Annotated in this window: 14 protein-coding genes; 5 read left to right on the forward strand and 9 right to left on the reverse strand. The window is 38.9% G+C overall.

The genetic code is table 11. The features are described from left to right. The first annotated feature begins 185 nt into the window (after positions 1 to 185). Both H5118_RS13995 and H5118_RS14000 read left to right on the forward strand, forming a co-directional pair. Complete coding sequence (locus H5118_RS13995) at positions 186 to 656, forward strand: DUF2721 domain-containing protein (protein WP_007377300.1); 471 nt, start codon at positions 186 to 188, stop codon at positions 654 to 656. Between the two features lie 92 nt (positions 657 to 748). Beyond that, positions 749 to 1,201, forward strand: a complete 453-nt coding sequence (locus tag H5118_RS14000; protein WP_024595584.1) for a cytochrome c — start codon at positions 749 to 751, stop codon at positions 1,199 to 1,201. Between the two features lie 113 nt (positions 1,202 to 1,314). Here H5118_RS14000 and H5118_RS14005 read toward each other — a convergent pair whose 3' ends face one another. After that, positions 1,315 to 4,470: an efflux RND transporter permease subunit gene (locus H5118_RS14005; RefSeq protein WP_182749165.1), complete on the reverse strand. Its 3,156-nt coding sequence runs from the start codon at positions 4,468 to 4,470 to the stop codon at positions 1,315 to 1,317. A 14-nt stretch (positions 4,471 to 4,484) separates the two neighbouring features. Further along, the gene (locus H5118_RS14010) at positions 4,485 to 5,663 is read right to left on the reverse strand and encodes an efflux RND transporter periplasmic adaptor subunit (RefSeq protein WP_076925543.1); all 1,179 of its coding nucleotides are present in this window, start codon (positions 5,661 to 5,663) and stop codon (positions 4,485 to 4,487) included. A gap of 288 nt (positions 5,664 to 5,951) precedes the next feature. Here H5118_RS14010 and H5118_RS14015 point away from each other — a divergent pair, with 288 nt between their 5' ends. Beyond that, the gene (locus tag H5118_RS14015; RefSeq protein WP_182749167.1) at positions 5,952 to 8,459 is read left to right on the forward strand and encodes a zinc-dependent metalloprotease; all 2,508 of its coding nucleotides are present in this window, start codon (positions 5,952 to 5,954) and stop codon (positions 8,457 to 8,459) included. Positions 8,460 to 8,526: 67 nt separating this feature from the next. On the opposite strand, the gene H5118_RS14020 is transcribed toward H5118_RS14015, so the two are convergent. The 4 genes from H5118_RS14020 to H5118_RS14035 all read right to left on the reverse strand — a co-directional run bounded on the left by H5118_RS14020 (position 8,527) and on the right by H5118_RS14035 (position 11,314). Then, positions 8,527 to 9,315: a PhzF family phenazine biosynthesis protein gene (locus H5118_RS14020; protein ID WP_182749169.1), complete on the reverse strand. Its 789-nt coding sequence runs from the start codon at positions 9,313 to 9,315 to the stop codon at positions 8,527 to 8,529. A gap of 19 nt (positions 9,316 to 9,334) precedes the next feature. Then, positions 9,335 to 9,808 carry a pilin gene (locus H5118_RS14025; protein WP_182738011.1) on the reverse strand — a complete coding sequence of 158 codons (474 nt, stop codon included), beginning with the start codon at positions 9,806 to 9,808 and terminating at the stop codon, positions 9,335 to 9,337. Beyond that, positions 9,805 to 10,629, reverse strand: coding sequence for a hypothetical protein (locus H5118_RS14030; protein ID WP_182749171.1), 825 nt, complete (start codon positions 10,627 to 10,629; stop codon positions 9,805 to 9,807). The genes H5118_RS14025 and H5118_RS14030 overlap by 4 nt, the downstream gene beginning before the upstream one ends. Positions 10,630 to 10,699: 70 nt before the next feature. After that, entirely contained in the window at positions 10,700 to 11,314 is a 615-nt protein-coding gene (locus H5118_RS14035; protein WP_033013459.1) for a PQ-loop repeat-containing protein, read from the reverse strand. Positions 11,315 to 11,604: 290 nt separating this feature from the next. Here H5118_RS14035 and H5118_RS14040 point away from each other — a divergent pair, with 290 nt between their 5' ends. Next, on the forward strand, positions 11,605 to 12,738 hold the full coding sequence (locus tag H5118_RS14040) for a PepSY domain-containing protein (RefSeq protein WP_024605420.1): 1,134 nt from the start codon (positions 11,605 to 11,607) through the stop codon (positions 12,736 to 12,738). Positions 12,739 to 12,787: 49 nt separating this feature from the next. Continuing rightward, positions 12,788 to 13,948, forward strand: a complete 1,161-nt coding sequence (locus H5118_RS14045) for a lipopolysaccharide assembly protein LapB (RefSeq protein WP_024596092.1) — start codon at positions 12,788 to 12,790, stop codon at positions 13,946 to 13,948. Between the two features lie 16 nt (positions 13,949 to 13,964). On the opposite strand, the gene H5118_RS14050 is transcribed toward H5118_RS14045, so the two are convergent. From H5118_RS14050 to H5118_RS14060, 3 genes are all read right to left on the reverse strand, one after another. Beyond that, positions 13,965 to 16,781 (reverse strand): PD40 domain-containing protein, encoded by a 2,817-nt coding sequence (locus H5118_RS14050; RefSeq protein WP_182749172.1) that lies wholly within the window; start codon positions 16,779 to 16,781, stop codon positions 13,965 to 13,967. A gap of 122 nt (positions 16,782 to 16,903) precedes the next feature. After that, on the reverse strand, positions 16,904 to 18,451 hold the full coding sequence (locus H5118_RS14055) for a PH domain-containing protein (protein WP_182749174.1): 1,548 nt from the start codon (positions 18,449 to 18,451) through the stop codon (positions 16,904 to 16,906). Then, positions 18,444 to 18,977: a PH domain-containing protein gene (locus tag H5118_RS14060; RefSeq protein WP_182712512.1), complete on the reverse strand. Its 534-nt coding sequence runs from the start codon at positions 18,975 to 18,977 to the stop codon at positions 18,444 to 18,446. The genes H5118_RS14055 and H5118_RS14060 overlap by 8 nt, the downstream gene beginning before the upstream one ends. Between the last annotated feature and the right edge of the window lie 32 nt (positions 18,978 to 19,009).

A 19,009-nucleotide genomic window follows, 5' to 3' on the forward strand; every position in this document is an offset into this window, starting at 1 on the left:
TTTTTGGTTTTTGGTTTTTATTTTTTATTAAGTAATTAAATATACCTAAAAATAACCTGTGTTGTGATTTACTTTGTGAAGCTATGTAAAGTAAATCAACGTAATTCCTCTTTTCTTAATAAGCCTACATCAGGTACTCTGTAGATATATAAGTCATTTTCAAGCTCAACTGATTAAGGGTAGGAATGAATAACGAAGTAATAAATATTTTAACTATGGCTAAAGTAATTCAAACAGCTGTTGCCCCAGTATTCTTGATCACGGGTATTGCCGCTACTTTAGGTGTTTTATCTAATCGTTTGGCACGTATTACCGATAGGGCACGTCAGTTAGAACGCAGATTAAAAGTAAGTACTGACGAGGACTTTAATAAATCACTCGCTACAGAGCTGCGCGCTCTTTTAAAGCGTTCTCGATGTATTCATATTGCTTTTAGTTTAAGTGTATTAAGCGCATTGCTTGTATGCGCTGTGGTTATGTTGTTATTTTTATCGCACATTCAATCTATAAACTTAGGCGTGACTATTGCTTGTTGTTTTGTAGCAGCAATGGCATTACTCATATGTGCATTTATGTCGTTACTTGGTGAGGTATTCTTAGCAACTAGAAGCATGCGTCGCGGGATGATATTTGCAGATATTGATATAAACGATTAAGTTTTAGTTAAATCTATCGTATTCACTTGAATAAATACGATGTTAGATACAAGATACCGAATTAAGAATTACAATTTTCAACAGGGGCAAACATGAAATTAAAAAAAGTATTAGCAACAATAGCGCTGGCAACGTGTGCATTTAGCGTATCGGCAAATTCTGCATTTAAAGAGCCAAGTGACGCGATTGAATACCGCCAAGCAGCGTTTTCAATGATCTCAGTACAAATTGGTGACATGGGCGCAATGCTAAAAGGTAAAGTACCTTTTGACGCAGAGCAATTTAAAAAGCGTGCTAACAACGCAGCTGCACTTTCAAAAATGCCATGGGAAGCGTTTTACGAAGGAACAGATAAAGGCGACACAGCTGCACTTGCTGCTGTTTGGTCTGAAAACGATACTTTTATGAAAAAAGCAACTGCATTCCAACAATACGCAGATGAGTTAGCAGTAGCGGCTCAATCAGGCGATAAGGCCGTAATTGGTAAAGCTTTTGGTGCATGGGCTAAAGGCTGTAAAGATTGCCATAAGCAATTTAAAGATTAATTATTGTTGTTTTAATACTTAATGTAGTAACAACAAATGATAAAAAGCACTGAATGGTTAATCATTCAGTGCTTTTTGTACCCGGCATTTAAGCCCGTATGTTATTTATTGAGCTAAACCTTCTGCGGGCGACGTTTAAATACAGTCCTAATCCCACCCAAAATGCGTGTAAACACCTTACCAATATCACTTAATATAATGTACAAGCATGGCACTAATATAAGTGTTATTAATGTTGCAAACATCACTGCAAAACCAAGCGCTACCGCCATAGGTATTACAAACTTAGCCTGCAGGCTTGTTTCAAACATAATGGGCAATACACCTGCAAATGTAGTAATTGAAGTAAGTAATATAGGTCTGAATCGAGCACAACCGGCATCTATTACAGCATTTTTAATACTAACACCTGTTTTACGGGCTTGATTCACATAATCGGTCATAACGAGTGAGTCGTTTATAACCACCCCTGCTGCTGCAATAATACCAAAGCCAGACATTAAAGTTATATCCAAACCAAACCAGTAATGCCCCCATATTGCTCCCGTTAAGCTAAATGGAATCACCGACATAACAATAAGTGGTTGCGCATAACTCTTAAGGGGTACGGCTAATAAAACATACACCAAAATCATACCGCCGAAGAAAAACATCTTCTGCTGATTAGCCTGATCTTGTTGCTCTTCAATGGCGCCACCTAGTTCTGACTTAACACTTGGATACTCTTCTTTAAGTTGTGGTAGTAGCTTTTCTTTAATTTGATCTACAACTTCGTTTGGCTCAATCACTTCTTCATCTATGTTTCCATAAACATACACAGTACGATAGCCCCCTTCCCGGCGGATATAACTAATGCCTGGTGTTTCAGTAAGTTCAACTACATCACCAAGCAGTACTTCACGGCCCTGCGGGGTAGTAACAACCGCATGCTTAAGTGACGAAAATGCCTCTCGAGTCAGTTTAGGGTAACGCACCATTACACGTACTTCCTCGCCTCGGCGAATAACACGTTGAGCCTCACCACCGTAAAAGCTTGCCCCAACTTGATTTGCAATAGAAGCTAAGTCTAAATCTAAATCGTAAGCGACCGGTTTTAGGCTCATTTGCACTTCTTTACTTGCAGGATCTATTGTAGAGCTAATATCAAACAAACCTTCTTGCTGTTGCAGCAACTCTATAAAACGACGTCCTGCATTATTTAATGTATCAATATCAGAGCCATATAATAAATAACCAAATTCGCCGTCACTGCTCCCTCCATTTACATCATCATAAATGGTTAATGATTTAACACCGGCAATATCGGGCATCGCCTCGCGCCAACGTCGTGATAATTCAAACGCGTTATAAGGCCTTATACTTTCATCAACAAGGGGAACAAGCACTTGTGCTTCAGTTCGCCCTTGGTTAAATACTAAAATATCTCTTATGAGTTTTTGACCATATTTGCGTTCGGTATCTTCATCAATCGCAATCACCATCGCTTCTATTTCACGAATAGCATTTATTGTTTGTATGTCTGATACATTGTCATTCATTTCTAGATTTATTTGCGGGTAGTCATGCGGGATCTTTGGCATAAACCCGGTACGAACTTGATTTGATGAGATTAAAGCAAAGGTTACGATTAATAGAGCAATAAATGAAAATAGCACTGACCAACGCCATTCAACACAACGTATAACAAAGCGTTTATATGGGCCATTTACAAAACCAAAAAATCGCGTATTAAACCGATCTCGCCAGCCCCCCTCTTTTATTGGTGAAAAATGAGTGTGAGCAATATGGGCAGGCAATATCAACTTTGATTCAATCAAACTAAATACCAAGCACAGCATTACCACCACAGCTATACCATAAAAGAAGGCACTTTCTGGGCCTGTAGATAACGTAAATGGAGCAAATACTGCAATGGTAGTTAGTACACCAAAAGTTGCAGGGGTTGCTACGCGTTTTGCGCCATTAACCACATTAACAACACCGCCGCCTTTTTTCTCTATTTCGGTGTAGGCACTTTCGCCTATGACAATGGCATCGTCCACCACAATCCCTAGCACCATAATAAAAGCAAAAAGTGATAAAATATTAATGGTTACACCAAACAGTGGCATCATCATCATTGCGCCCAAAAAGCACACTGGTAAACCAATCATTACCCATAATGCCAACTTAAAGCGTAAAAAGATTGATAGCATAATTGCAACCAAAATAGCGCCCTGAATGAGGTTTGTAACCATCATGTCTAAGCGGGCATTTAGGTAATACGTAAAATCCATTAGTGGCTCTAAACGAACCCCCAGTGGTAGCTCTTTGTTTTTTAATTCTATAAATGCTTTTACTGAATCAGCAACTGGGATAATACTTTGCTCTTCAGTCGCTTTTACCGATATATAAACTGCATTTTCACCATTGAATTTAAAGTAACGCTCACCTTCAGTGAACTGATCTTTAATCACGGCAATATCTTGCAGTAACACTTTAGCGCCATTAGCCCCTATTTTTACCGGTATTTGCCTAAATTCTTCACCAGAGTAAAACTGATTTTCGACGCGAACAGAAATAACACCTGCGTCTGTTTTTAGCTGCCCCGCCGAAAAGTTAGCTGAGTAACGACGCACTGCATTCATTACATCACTAAGGGTTAGGTTATACTGACGCAGCGTATCGGGTTCGATTTCAATTGCTATTTCATCAAGAGGAACATCGTTTACCACTAACGACACGTTAGATAGCTGTAGTAACTCATCTTCTATTTGGTTTGCTATAGGCTTAAGCTCAGTTAGCGGTAAGTCAGCAACGAGTGTCATACCTATAACATCTTGCCTAAACTCAACTTGACTTATGGTGACCGGTTCCATACCGGCAGGGAACGTTGCGATACCATCAACCCGTAATTTAACTTTATCGAGTATATCGGTCAGCTCTACATCAGTATTAATTTCAAGACTTGCTCTACCGCCATTTCTAAATGCCCTGTACACACCTTTTTTAATTTCGGTCACATCTTTTAGCGACTCTTCAATTTTTATAAGTATGCTTTCTTCTATTTCCTGAGGAGAGGCACCGGGGTAGTTAGCTTCAATATTAATGTAGTTAATTTCTACATTAGGGAACATTTGGCGTTGGATATTTAGAAAGCTAATAATTCCCATCACCACAATAAAAATCATCATTAGGTTGGCAGCAACGGAGTTATTAGCGAAGTAAGCAATAATACCGGTTTGTTTTTCAGCGTTAGGCGCTGTATTTGGTAGTTCAGTGTTACTCATAACTCAGCCTACCTTTATAATTTTTCAGTGGAAGCATTTTCAAGTGCCTCTGTATTTTTAGTATTTTGAAGGCCCGCAATTTTTACAGCCATGCCTTTTTGCGGATATTCTGGCAAAGTAATCACCAACTTATCATCTGTTTGCAAACCATCACTGATGTAAAAGTACTCACCCTCTTCACGAATAACTGTGACTTTGCGCGGCTCAAGTTGCTGCTCTTCATTAACGATCCATACGGTTTTGTTATTAACTAACTCTTGCGGTAAGCGGTAAATATTATTAAGCATTGCACCTGCAAAATTTACCTGTACGTAGCTACCAAACTTAATGGCTGGTTGTATATTCTTAAGACCGTATGGGTCTTCTATACGCACTACTAAACTGCTCATACGCGTAGCGTTATCAACAATCCCTAGGTCGCGGTCAATTACACCTTCACGGGTGAAGCTGTTTAGGCCTTTTTGAATAATCGTTGCGGTAATACCTTTAATACGCTCTGGCAAAAAAACGCTATCGAACCCTGCTATAGGAATAATCACTTCAGCGGTCTCAATATTATTGAGTTCAGCAACTTGCGAACCCATAGTGACAAACTGTCCAACACCTATATTTCGGCTAATCACCAATGCGTCGTAAGGGGCTGTAACATCACAATTATCCAAATCACGTTGCGCGCGCTTTAATGCTGCTTGCGCCGACTTTACAGATGCCTGCGCACTGAGCACTTGAGGTTTACGTAAAAATAAATCTGTGCGCGCTTTACTTGGAAAGCGCTTGGCTTCGTCTTCGGCTACTTGAGCTTGAGCTTGTTCCTCTATTAAACCCGCTTGTGCGCGAGCAAGCTCGGCCTCTGCAACAAGTACTGCTGCTTCATAGTTGTCTTTTTCGATAGTGAATAAGGTTTCACCGCGAGCAACTATGCCACCGGCTACAAAATTAGGATGCCAACTTAACACCTCGCCCGACACCTGCGCCGAGAGCAGTGTATTTTCAAGAGGCTTTACTTCACCGTAGCTATTAATAATAACTTGGTGATCGTTTGCAATCACTGGCTCAACTTGCACTGTTGGACGAGTATCAATTACTTCTTTTTTTTCTGGATCTTTTGCAATGGCATTGATTCCCATAAAGCCAACAACACCAACAATGAGCGCTACAAATGGAAAAACCCATCTAAGTGAATTTGTTTGCATATCCTATTATCCCCAAAATTCTATTAACGCCATAATACCAGAGCCATATGAAACATTAAGGTGACATTTGTAAGCAACTGTTACAAATGGATATAGGCCACTGCTATTTAGGGCTATAGAATATAACTTCACACGCAGTCCATCTCATTCGTTATATTTTGTTACAAACTTTTATTCATTAATATCAGTTTATTAGCGTTAAACACTTAAATTTCATCGCGAAGATGTGCGAAACTAAATTAATTTACGTACAGTCCAATTAAATTAACAAATATTAAAAGCCTCAAAATGAAATTAACGACCATCACCCTTGCGCTTAGCTTAGCGTTTGGCAGCCATGCATTTGCAGCCGATAAAAAAGACGAAAAAGAGTCAAAAACACTTAGCGAAATGATCAAAGGACAAACCGAATTTGCCGGTATATTTAGCCTTTATCAAGACGAAAAAACCGGTAAGCACCTTATGGTGATTAACGAATCCCAACTCAATACGCCGTTTGTGTATTTTGCGCACACTGTCGATGGCGTTACAGATGCTGGCCATTATCGTGGTTCGTACCGCGAAACTAAGTTAATTGAATTTAGAAAATACTTTGACCGTATCGATATTATTAGCAAAACACCTCGCTACAAATTTGACGAAAGTAGTGCAATTTCAAAAGCAAGTGATGCCAATATTAGTGAAGCGGTACTTGCGAGCATTAAAATAGAAAAAGAAGAAGACGGTAAAATAGCATTTAATGTAAATAAGTTATTTTTAAGCGAAGCACTTCACAAAGTATCACCTACGCCAAATCCAGCAGATAAAAACGCTAAAAAACGCTTTAAAGTAGGTAAACTAGACGATAAAAAATCACGCATTATTAAACAGCGTCCATATCCTAATAACTTAGACGTAGTTGTTGATTACGTATTTACTAACCCAAGCCCAACGGTACGTGGCTCAAATGCAGTAAGCGACCCGCGTAGCGTATCGGTAAAAGTTCAGCACTCGTTTGTCGCTCTACCTAGCAATAACTACGCACCACGTATGGATGATGCGCGCATTGGTTATTTTACAAATCAATTTGATCAAATGACATCTACCGATTGGGCACCTTATCAAGATGTTATAAAACGCTGGGACTTACAAAAGAAAGACCAAAGTGCAGCGCTTTCAGAGCCAGTAAAACCAATTACTTGGTGGATAGAAAACACCACACCCATTGAATGGCGCGATACTATTCGTGACGCTGTTTTAACGTGGAATACCTCTTTTGAAAAAGCCGGCTTTAAAAATGCCTTAGAGGTAAAAGTACAACCAGACGATGCAGACTGGGATGCGGGCGATATCAATTACAACGTACTGCGTTGGACTTCGTCACCTAAGCCTCCATTTGGCGGATACGGGCCAGCACTTGCTAACCCATTAACAGGCGAAATACTGGGCTCAGACATTATGCTTGAGTTTGTATTTATGAAAAACCGCTGGATTTACGACACACTTTTCACACAAGGAACAATGAGCCACGGTGAAACAACAAATACCGGCGAGCTAAATTGCTCTCTTGGGCATGAGATTCAACAAAATCTAATGCTTGCCAAAGGCCTTGCTAGCGGCGACAAAATTGAAGATAAAGAAATGCTTCGCCAAGGTTTAACACAATTAGTACTTCACGAAGTTGGCCATACTTTAGGTCTTAACCACAATATGAAATCATCTATTTTGTGGGATGAAAAAGAAGTACACGACAAAAACAAAACCCAAGGCATAGTAACCGGCTCTGTAATGGATTATGCACCCGCTAACATTGCCCCAATTGGTATGCAGCAAGGTGATATTTTTCAAACAAAACCTGGTCCTTACGATGATTGGGCAATTAACTATGGCTACAGCGTAGCGCTTGCAGATGAAGCTGCTGAGCAAGCTCGACTTGAAAAAATACTTGCTCGTTCAAGTGAACATGCCCTTGCCTTTGGTAACGATGCAGACGATATGCGCACACCAGGTCGCCATATCGATCCACGTGTAATGATTGGTGATTTGTCGTCAAACCCTGCTGCCTATGGCGCAGATCGTATGGCACTAATTAATAAACTATTTACTGAGCTAAAAGATAAAGCAACGGTTAAAGGTGAGTCTTACCAACAGCTTGTTACCTCTGCTAATAGCTTATTTGGTCAGTACCGAGCTCAAGCAGGTGTGGTTTCTCGCCAGATTGGTGGCGTATACGTTGAGCGCGCTGTAGTGGGTGATACAAATGCAGATAAACCATTTACACCGGTATCGCTTGAGCGTCAAACACAAGCAATGGATATACTAGCCAAGTTTGTATTTGCACCAGATGTACTACAAAACATGCAACCTCTTTATAGCTACTTACAGCTGCAACGTCGTGGCTTTAATCACTATGGCAAAAATGAAGACCCTAAAGCACACCAAATGATTTTAGGAATGCAAAAGTCTGTACTTGCACAGCTATTACACCCAGCGGTATTACTGCGTATTTCTGATACTGCTTTGTACGGTAACGAATATAGCCTAACTCAGTTTATGGAAGATTTAACCGCCAGCATTTTCGTGAAAAACAAAGACGCAAACTCTATTAGTCACAATTTACAAATTGAGTATGTTAACCAGTTAATTGCAATTGCAGGTCTTGGCAAAGCAAGCAAATACGATAACTTAGCTAAAACAGCTGCGTTATATCAGCTAACTCAAATAGCCGATACCAGTGTTGCTTGGGGTGCAGATACAGCAACTAAAGCGCATAAGAAATATATTGATCGCTTAATTGCAAAAGCGCTAGAAGCATAAAACCTCTATTAATTGAGTAAACCAAGGCCACAATTTACGTGGCCTTTTTTATAACTTAATTCACAGTTTAAATATAAATAGTGCCTTTTAAATACCTTACAGCATGCCCGGTCAAAGTGACGGTTGTATCATCCACTTTGCAAATTAAATGCCCGCCTCTGCTTGAAGCCTGATAAGCACTTAACGTAGTTTTATCCAATTGCTGCGCCCAGTAAGGTGCCAAGCCAGTATGAATTGAGCCCGTTACATAATCTTCATCGCCACCGCTTGCAGGCCAAAAATAACGAGATATAAAATCGTAATCATCACTAGGTGCTGTAGCCACTACATCTAGTGGATAAAGCGTTTTTAAAAGCTCGGAGTTAGTTTTTAATTCAAGTATTTGATCGGCATTTTCATAAATAGCAAAGTAAGCTTGGCGATTTTTAAGCACTTTAATCGGTTGTATAGACAAGCCATCAAGCAATTGCTGCGGTACATTTTGTACCTCAATCGGTGCTTGTTTAGGAAAGGTCATTGCAAAGCTGCCATCAGCGTTTCTATTAACGATTAGCTCGCCCACCGCATCAGCAACAAAGCGAATTTTCGATATATTATGCTCTTCACATAAAACATAGGCAGCCGCAAGTGTGGCGTGACCACAAAAGTTGATTTCCATCAACGGCGAAAACCAGCGAATAACAAAGCTTCCATCGTCTTGCAGGCAGGTAAAAGCAGTTTCAGAAACGTTATTCTCAGCGCCAATCTTTAGCATTAAATCGTCACTTAACCACGATTCTAGTGGGATCACTGCCGCATAGTTACCTTTAAATAACTCATTCGTAAACGCATCAATTTGATGAATAGCTAATTGCACTTTAATCCCCTAAATTATTTTATATACATGCTGAAGGTAAAATTTCTTTTGGTACTGTTGTCTTATTTTCACCAATAGCTTGCATGCCAGTTACCGGTTCATCAAACCCACATAACCATGCAATTGGGCTTGTAGGGCTTCCTGTTACAACGGCGGGTCTGAATGTTAAAACTGTATTTTGCAAAAGCTGTGAGGCTTTATTACCCAAGCTAATATGAATAGCACCATTATCGACTGTGATGCCCGTCACTCGATTACCAATCAAAAATTTACTTGCAGGCACACCCGCTTGCTCATTACTTGCTGGAAAGCGCCTGTTTTCAAGATAATAAACCGTAACGTCTTCTCTAATGGCAGCAGCCATTGCAAGTGGGTCAACAAGTTCTGCTCGTTGTATATACTTACTGTACTGAGGTAGTGCAACCGCAGCTAAAATACCAATAATAGACACCACCACCATCAACTCTATTAACGTAAATCCTTTTGTCCTCATAGTACTTCTCCTAGCATAAATAGTGGTTGATAAGCCGCTTTCACAAATAAGCAAATAGACACAACAATGACCAAACCATAAACAATAACGAGCTTACTTATAAAGCTTTTAATATGTGTATTAAGTAGCTTTAGCTGATGCTTTAATAACGCTTTAAATTCTTCTTGGGTTTCTAAACCTAGCAGCTCGCATTGAGCTAAGTGCTGGGTTTGTGGTGTAGAGGCTTTAACACCCTTTTTATGATTACTTGGAAATAATAGCGTGGTAATTAAAGAGTTATGCTCATTAATTAATTGACGAGGAATAAGAAATTTAAATAAACCCGAAAAAGGCTTTAGCTCTGTGAGAGCACTTACATTTTTTAGCTTTAAAATAACGGTAAAAATAACACTCAGCAATAAAACGAGTAAAATAATTGGCACATACCAGTACGCAAAATAATCATCAAATACATGATTTAAAGAAATAGTATGCTTGCTATATATCTCTACAAAAGTAGGCACAACAAAAGACTGATACAACAAAGAGGATAAAACATAAATAACAAATACAATGGTTAAGTAACTAAGCCAGCCCTTGTGCTCAAACTTAAATTCGTTAACTAATTCCGGTAAACATTGATAATACGCAGCTTGCTTTTGCGATGTTGCTTCATCTTGAGATGCAATTTGCGTCACCAGATTATGCGCTAATTTACTATGCGACCCGCTATTGGCATACATATTTAAATGGGACTGTGTACTTAGCTTATCTTTTTGCTCTGTACTTAGTGTTTTAGAGCTATTAACACGGCAAATATAGCCAAACTGATTCCAATTCATACTTTATCCTTTTGTTAGATAAAGTAATTTGCCATAAATTAGGTTAAATAGGAACTTAAGTAGCTTGTTTTTAAGCCATTACAGGTCGCATTCTATAATATTGCATACAACCAAATTGCACAGCATTGGTAAGCAATAGCATAATAAACATAAGTAAGTGCGCCGTGCTTGGAGCAACTGTCGTAAGCTCAACAACTAAGCCGCAAATACCAGCAATAAACTGCAAGCTAAAGTAGCGCGCGCTTAAATTACTCACATTACCCGTACGCAATGTTTTATAAGTTTGCGGCATAACACGTACCGAACTCATCACAAGACCAACATACGTTAAAGCGCTTAATACCGTTGCAGTATCAAGGCTTGAATTTAAAAGCAGTGAAAAAGGCAGCAACGAAAAACCTAGCATAGTAACCAGCTGTACACGTTCTCGTTTAGCTGCATTGAAACGTGCAAAAAAATATAAAATAAGCCCGCTTAACGCACCGGTTACAATAAATGGTAACGCAATATAATAGCGCTCAAAGAAAATATTGTAGGTTATAAAATAAAGGCTTTGTGCTAATCCAAATGTCATCATTAATAGTGACAAACCAGAGACACTACGATTTTTTCGAATTTTGTTTAGTAATGGTAAAAAACTAAAAACCAAAATAAAAGAAGACAATATAGGCAAATAATGCGCCAAAGCAACCTCGCTCGTTATATAAATGTTAATTAAAAACAGAAATAAAAACATTTAATAAACATCTGTTTTTAAAAGGCTTTTACTATGAGCGCGGCATTGTAGAGCCGCGTAAATTTAACTCAACTAAATAAGATATTCTTATTTTAGGTACTGGAAAGCTAGGTATACAAAAACCGTAGAATTAAGTTCACGGTTTACCTATTTAATAGAAAACCTACTCACAAGCTATTAAATGAAAATGATAGTTGTTATCATGCGCAAGTCATTAACTGCAATATATAAAACTATCTATGAGAAAAACTCTTTTTAAAATTCACAGTTGGATCGCTCTTATAGCTCTCATTCCCTTGATTGTTATTAGTATTACAGGGAGCGTATTAGTTTTTAAAAGTGAAATAGATGGCTTACTTATGCCAAGCAGTCACTATGTTGTAAAAGCACTGCCAGAGCGCATGCCAATCGACAAATTAATCGCAAAAACAGAGCTTGCTTACCCTGAGTATGTAGTAGGTAGTTGGGAGATATTTAACGATGATACTGCTGATCGGGTTTACTTAGTTAAACGCGGGACAGAGCAATGGTATAAGTTTCATTTAAACCAGTATACGGGTGACATTTTGTCAGAGCCTGTTGGTACCAGCCATTATTTTACTGATTGGTTTTTAGAGCTGCATTACACCTTTTTACTTAACGACTTTAAAAACCTGCCAGGGCAAACAGGCACAGTACTAGGCTTCTTTTTTGCTCTGTTTTTATTGGTATTAGGTATTACAGGACTTATTATTTATCGTAAATTTTGGCAGCGCCTATTTAGTGTGCGCTGGCGTGCAACACTGCAAATTGTACTTAGCGACATTCATAAAATGACTGGGGTGATAGGGTCGCCCATCATTATTATTTTAGCTATTACAGGTGGCTACTTTAACTGGGCTGTGTGGTATCACGAAGTTATTGAACACGCTGAGGAAGAGCACTTTGTACTAACCAAAAACTTGCACAGTAGCGATATTTCGTTTCAACACATACTCGATGACAGTAAAAAGCAAATACCCACTTTTAATGGTACGTTTTTAGTTATGCCGCTCGAGCCTGACGAAAATATCACCTTATTCGGCGAAGTCGATACAAATAACCCGCTTGCGAGCGAATACGCTAATACGGTTAGCTACGATAAGCATACAGGCGAACATTTAACTAACTGGGATATTCGCGAAGTAGGCGTTGGCTGGCAAGTAATTGATAGCTTTAGAAAACTTCATTTTGGCTACTTTGCAGGGCTAATAAGTAAAATACTGTGGTGCGTAATTGGTTTGAGCCCAGTGTGGCTAGCAGGTACTGGTTTTTACTTGTGGTTTACCCGCCGTAAACGTAAAAAACAATCACAAAAAAATCGCTCAAGTAAACGCAGTACAGCAAGTGCTTGATTAAAAACCCACCACATTGTAATGTAAAATTTAACAATGGAGTGGGTTTATGATGTTTTATAAAATAGCAGTCTGTATTACTTTTTTATATTTAGTTGGATGTAACACAACCAAGGTTCACCAAGTAGAACAACAAATAGAGCTTGAACAACTATTAAACCATTCTTTGTTTAATAAACTCGACACTCCTTCTGAGTATAGTATTTTCGAGCTGCCAAATGCTGAAAAAGAAAAATTTTTAGCCTATGCCGAAAAACAAAAACAGTCTGAAATCCGTCATGACCGCATTATTTACAACTACCTCGAAAGCAACTTAGCTAACTTTAAATACCACGGCGATACACTTACTTCAGCCCAAGCCTTAAAACTTTCGCAAGGCAACTGCATTAGCTTAGCTGTTTTAACACAAAGCTATGCACAAGCTCTCGGATTAGAAACGAGCTTTCAAGAAGTAACAAGTCAGCCTGTATACGCAAAAGAAAATAATGTTGTTTATGTAGCAAGCCACTTTAGAACAAGAGTATACGCCCCAAAAGTAGAGAAAAAAGATGATAATATTGTTGAATTTTTCAGAGCGGGCACCTTAATCGACTACTTTCCTACCCGTCGCAGCTTTTATTCAAGCAGTGCAGATTATAACGATTTAGTTTCTAAGTTTTACAGTAATTTAGCTGCAACAGCGCTAGCAGACAAACAGCTGGATATTGCTTACTCACTTATTTTACAAGCAAACAAATACACTCCCAATGATCCTGAATTATTTAATATAGCGGGCGTTTTGCATCGTCGGGCAGGTGATTTACAAAGCGCTAAAAATATCTATCAAACAGCACTTAGTAATAATGAAATAAGCATTAATTTAATCAGCAACTATCAGCTTTTAGCTAAAAAATTAGGCGACAAAGAGCTTGTTAAAGAGCTCACGTCACAATTAGTTAATAAAGAAAAAGACCCATATGAATTACTAGTAATCGCTAAAAACAACTTACAAGCTGGCCATGCTCATCAGGCTAAAGCACACCTTGAGCAAGCTATTACTAAAGCGCCTTACATTGCTGAGTTATACTTGGAACTCGCAAAAGTTCGCTATCAACAAGGTAATATTAAACAAACACAAACCTTGCTTGAGAAAGCTATCGAACTAGAACGTGATAACCAAAAAATCGATGTATATCAAGCTAAGTTACTATCCTTGCAGATGGATAAGTAACTTAGCCAATTAATATTTATAGCGAATAATAAAAGCTCAGCCACGCTCGCATTTCATCCTCAAAACTGTCGCCTTCTACTCGCGACAGTCCCATATTAAATATTAAGTCATTTATACCAGCAGGCCCCATTCCAAAACTAAAATCACCTTGGTGTTTTATCCCGTAACTTTGTGCATATACGGTGCCGTCGAGTTGATGCTGCTTGTAATAAAGCCACGGCATGCCTTCTTTAAAGCTAAAGCCGCCACCGTAACCTTGATAGCGCTTTGCAACTGCGCTATAAAAAGGCAGCTCAGATGAAAGTACATATTCACTATTTTGCTGCTGATTAATAAGATTTGAGCTAAAGCCACCTAATGCAAGGCTGCTGTCATCACGTTGTTTTTGAGAAAAATTTGCATAAAGAGGAATACCAAACGCTTTACCAAAAATTTTGGCGACTAAATCGTAACCTTGCCAACTATTACTTTTACTACTGCCATCGTACCAACTTGCATAAAGGCTTTGGCCTATCACAAAGTCTTGACGATCATATTGCCAACTTTGGGCAACGCCTAAGCGCGTCCAATTTTTATGGCGTTGTTTATAATCAGTGTAATTGTAGGCAAGCTCCGGCGTTAAACTTAGCTGCCCAAATTTAACAGGGTAACTTATTGCAGCAAAACCACCACGGGCATCCATATCTGCATTTAGCCTTTGTTGATACTGGCGCGATGTATTTAAATTATAGTCAAACAGTGCAAGTTTCAGTTTTACATCAAGCGCATTATATTTTGCCTGCACATAACCACCGTGCAGTGCTCCATCGTGTAAATCAGTGCTATATCCTGCTTGCAAGTCGAGCTGTTTTAATAAATCGCTACTTTTAATACTTAAATCTAACAAACTGGTAGAAGCCGAATAATACTGCGCCCCTAGTGCAAAAGTAGCGTGCTGGTCGAGCACGTTGTAATTTGTTTGCTGCGTTGTTTGGTGCGTATATACTTCAGCTTTTGGAAGCGTATGTTCGTTTACAATGAGCAGCGGTGCTTTTTTATTAGCCGAAAATTCAGTAACTACAGTGCTGTTTATAGCTTTTGGCAATGTTTTTACATTTGGCCCATCTGCGGTTATCGAAAAATAGAGTAACGAGCCATCAGCCATTTCAATCGGGTGAGCAACGGCTTCCTGCCCCTGAGTTAACTTGCTGAGTGTTTTACTCTCTATGTTGTAGTTATAAATATCAGTAGCGCTATTTAAGCCTGCAACAAAGTAAAGTGACTCACCATTATGGCTAAAGCTAGGCTGACTTAAATATTGATACCCGTTTGGCATAGGTATTAATTGCTGCTTATTACTACCCACATCTTGTATATACAATTGCCAGTTTTCATTTAATGACGTTGATAAATAAGCTAATTTAGTTTCATCAGGACTGAGTATTGGGTAATCGTAAGTTGTCTCAAGGCTTTTTGTAAATAATGGTGTGGTGGTTTGCGTATTGAGATCAACCTTTACTAATTCAGAGTAGCCACCTCTTATTTGCTCGCCATACAAGGTTTCACCGTTACTGGTTACGCTAAATCGTCGTATACCAGCAAGCTTGGTAAGCTGTGTAATATTTCCAGTGTCAGTGTTATAGCTAAATATATCTGACACTTTATTATAAATACCCGACTCTTCATTGCTGTACGCATTAAAATATAACGTTGTGCTATTTACCCATTGCGGGTTTGCAATACCGGCTCGATTAATTTGATTAAGCACTTGTTTTTGTTCGCGCTTAAACACACTTGGCGCTGTATCGGGGATGTCTTGTGCATCGTTTTTGAGTAGCTCTTTTTGCGCTTTAGTAAACTCCTCTTGCGCCTTTATGTTGTCATCCGTGCTATAAATTACAAGCTTGGTATTACTCTCTTTATCTCGCTCAACAATCGCAATCTTACTACCATCTTTTGAAAGTGCTGGGTTACTTGCATATAAGTTAAGCTCAAGCCAAAGTTCACTATTAAGTAACACCTCCCCTTGCTCTATTTGCATTGCTTTATAGGTATATTCAGCTATAAATCGGCGATATAACTTGGCTACACGTTGCCCAAACACACCGCTAAATGCCTCATCAAAATCACGCGTTTTTACGCCTTGCATTCGCGTCCAAACGCTATCGAGTGTTTGCTCTGTATAGTTTTGCTCTAACCAATTTAAAAAGCGACTACCCATTAAATACGCCATTGAGCCGCCCATAAAGCCCTGCTCGCCATTTAATTGCCCATAGGTTGGCAAAGCACCTTGCTGAGCAAATTCTCGCAGTATTGACTCTGAGTAGTTATCAAATAAACGCCCACGGCCCATCATTTTAGACTCAATCAATGTGGCATAACCTTCGGCTACCCAGCGCGGTGTATCACTGTAAGTTAAGTCGTATAAATCCCATATGCCACGTACTTTTTGCTGCCAGTCATTGCGTGTAGGCTGTGCTAAGTGTACTAAGTGAATATATTCATGCAGTACAAGTAACTGCTGCCAGCCAGCGCTGTTTGATATAACGGTGTCGGATTGTGGTGGGGTTGTAAAAAGTGCCATTACAGGATTATTTGAGGTAGGTAGCGCAAAGCCATTTGCCGCATTTAGGGGATCAAACACCACTACATCAACTGTTTTATCAAGTGCTCGGTTTTGCTGCTCAAGCACTTTGGTGCGTACTATTTCAAGCTCTGCTGCAGTTGATTTAGCAAAATCAGCATGCTCAACACTGTAGTGAATGTTGAAATGTTCGGTATGAATAGTTTGCCAATCGGCTGCAAAGATCGGTGCTGCTAGTAATAAAGCTGAAGCGATAAGTGTTTTTTTCATGAGCGTCCCTAAAATAATTCCTTAATACCATCTAGGGTATTATTAAATGTCTTTCATGGGCAGTAAGAAAATGTAATAAAACATGTGAAAATGGGTATTTCCACATGTTTTATTAGGGGAATTTACATCCAGCTGCGAGTATCTGACTCAATCTGCTTAATTGTAAAATCAATAATAAAGTCAGCATCTTGCTGCTTTATGTAGGGCATAAATACAAAGCCTGAAGCAAGTTGTATATACAGGCTTTTTAAGCCTGACTTTCTCATTAGGTACGTACTTATACTGCGCGCACTTTGCGCTTTATAAAGCTCAAAAACACGGTAATGAACGCCAATCATACCTTTGCGTACAACCATGTAAAATCGACCATTATCCTCATGCATGTAATAACCATAACGCTGATACGACAGAGTAACCAAGCCAGAAAACCCCACCAAAACACCAAGGCTTATCAAAGTATTAATATCAGCAATAAAACAAAAGCCAAACACTAATACACTGGGTAACAGTGAATAAAAACCTAAATTTTTATACAAAAGCGCTCGCTCTGCGCGCTTAAAAGCGAGTTTTTTACTATTAAACCACGGGTAAATCCATTGGCATACACTATCAACTTGTTCGCTATTTAATACAGGTAATACTAACGTTTGTTTATTTTTTTTAGCTGCAACACCGGCTGCTATTCCGCCGCTACTTGCTTGTAAACACTCAACGGTAAATCGCTTTAGTAATCGCCCCATTAGGTTTTGTTTAATAACAATAGATTGCACCTTGTCCATGCTCATTGAAAGCTGATGGCGCTCTAACAAGCCAGCAATACGTTTAAATTTTTGACCTTTAAAATAAAGCTCAAAATTATAAAAGCGAATAAGCGACATAGTCACCGATAGCATTACAGCCACCACAACTAACAAACCAATTAAGGTGATCATCGCAAAGGTAGCAGCGCTGGCCAGCATACCAAGCTCTTGTTGATAAAAGCCTTCTACTTTCGCAATAATTTGCTTCTCTAAAAAATCAACAATTAGGTTTATAAAAGGGGCAAAAGCAGCGATTGCTAAAATAGCCATATTCGACATTAAACCAAATTTGGCTATTTCTTTATTGCTAATGCTTAGGCTGTTTTCGATAGTGTCTGTTTCGCTTTGTTCAGTATTTGGTGCTTCTTGCTGTTGCTGCGCTTTAAAATCAAATATTTGTTTACGCATTTGCTGTGCATAATCTTTAGTAACACCAGGTAAAACAACTTCTTGCGACACACTGCCAGCGGCATCAAAAATACAATTAACTAAGTTTACGGGGGTAAAATAAAACGGCTCGGCAATATTAACGTTTTGCACACGGCCAAATTTAAGCGTAAGTCGCTCTTTTTTAAATACACCTTTGTTAAGCAATATTTCGTTGTCGCTACTAATACTAAACTTAAAATTTAAATAATATAAAAATGAGTAAACAAGTAGCAAAATTAGTGCAATACCGCCTGCAACCTGCGCCCAGAACAATTTATTTTCTACTTGAGTAACAAACACGACTAGCATGGGCAGTAAGTTTAAAAGGCCATCTTTTACAAAGCGCACACTAAAGTGCACAACAAAATATAAAAGTGCCCAGGGCGATACTTTTTGCCAGTAAATAGGGCTGGCTTTATCTTCGATAGTTGTATTACTCATCGACTAAAGCTGCCTGAGTAGTTGCGTCGTCTTGGCGGTAGTTTTGTACAAATTGGCGCATATTTTTACAATCATCATGGGTTAGCCCACTAATTTGTAAATCGGCACTTACACCGCCAGCGCTAAATAATTTAATACTCGCAAGGCTAAGTTTTCGCTCTATTGGCCCTTGGTGTATTTCCATATGCTGTACACGCGCTAAAGGTAATACCGTCACTTGTTGCCAAATAACGCCTTTTTTAAAAGCAATGTCATGATCTCGCACTGCAAAACCTCGCAACCTCACACTTATTATGTTGTACGCCATAGATACGGCCACCAAAATTGGCATACCAATTAGCAAATACGTTTGTGCGTTATTAGCAAAGGCTTCATTAAAATAACAAACAGCAATAAGCGCTCCAATTAGCGGTACATAAAACAGAAGCGAGCTAAGTTGTGTATGTAATAGGGCTTTATCAGCCAATGGCTTAAAGCTAATATCACTATGCTTTGGTAAATCCATTATTTGTTGATTGTTAAACACTATTTGTCCCTATTTCTGCTTTTAATTATGAC

It is taken from the genome of Pseudoalteromonas sp. SR41-1 (assembly GCF_014164015.1).
GTDB classification, from domain to species: domain Bacteria; phylum Pseudomonadota; class Gammaproteobacteria; order Enterobacterales; family Alteromonadaceae; genus Pseudoalteromonas; species Pseudoalteromonas distincta.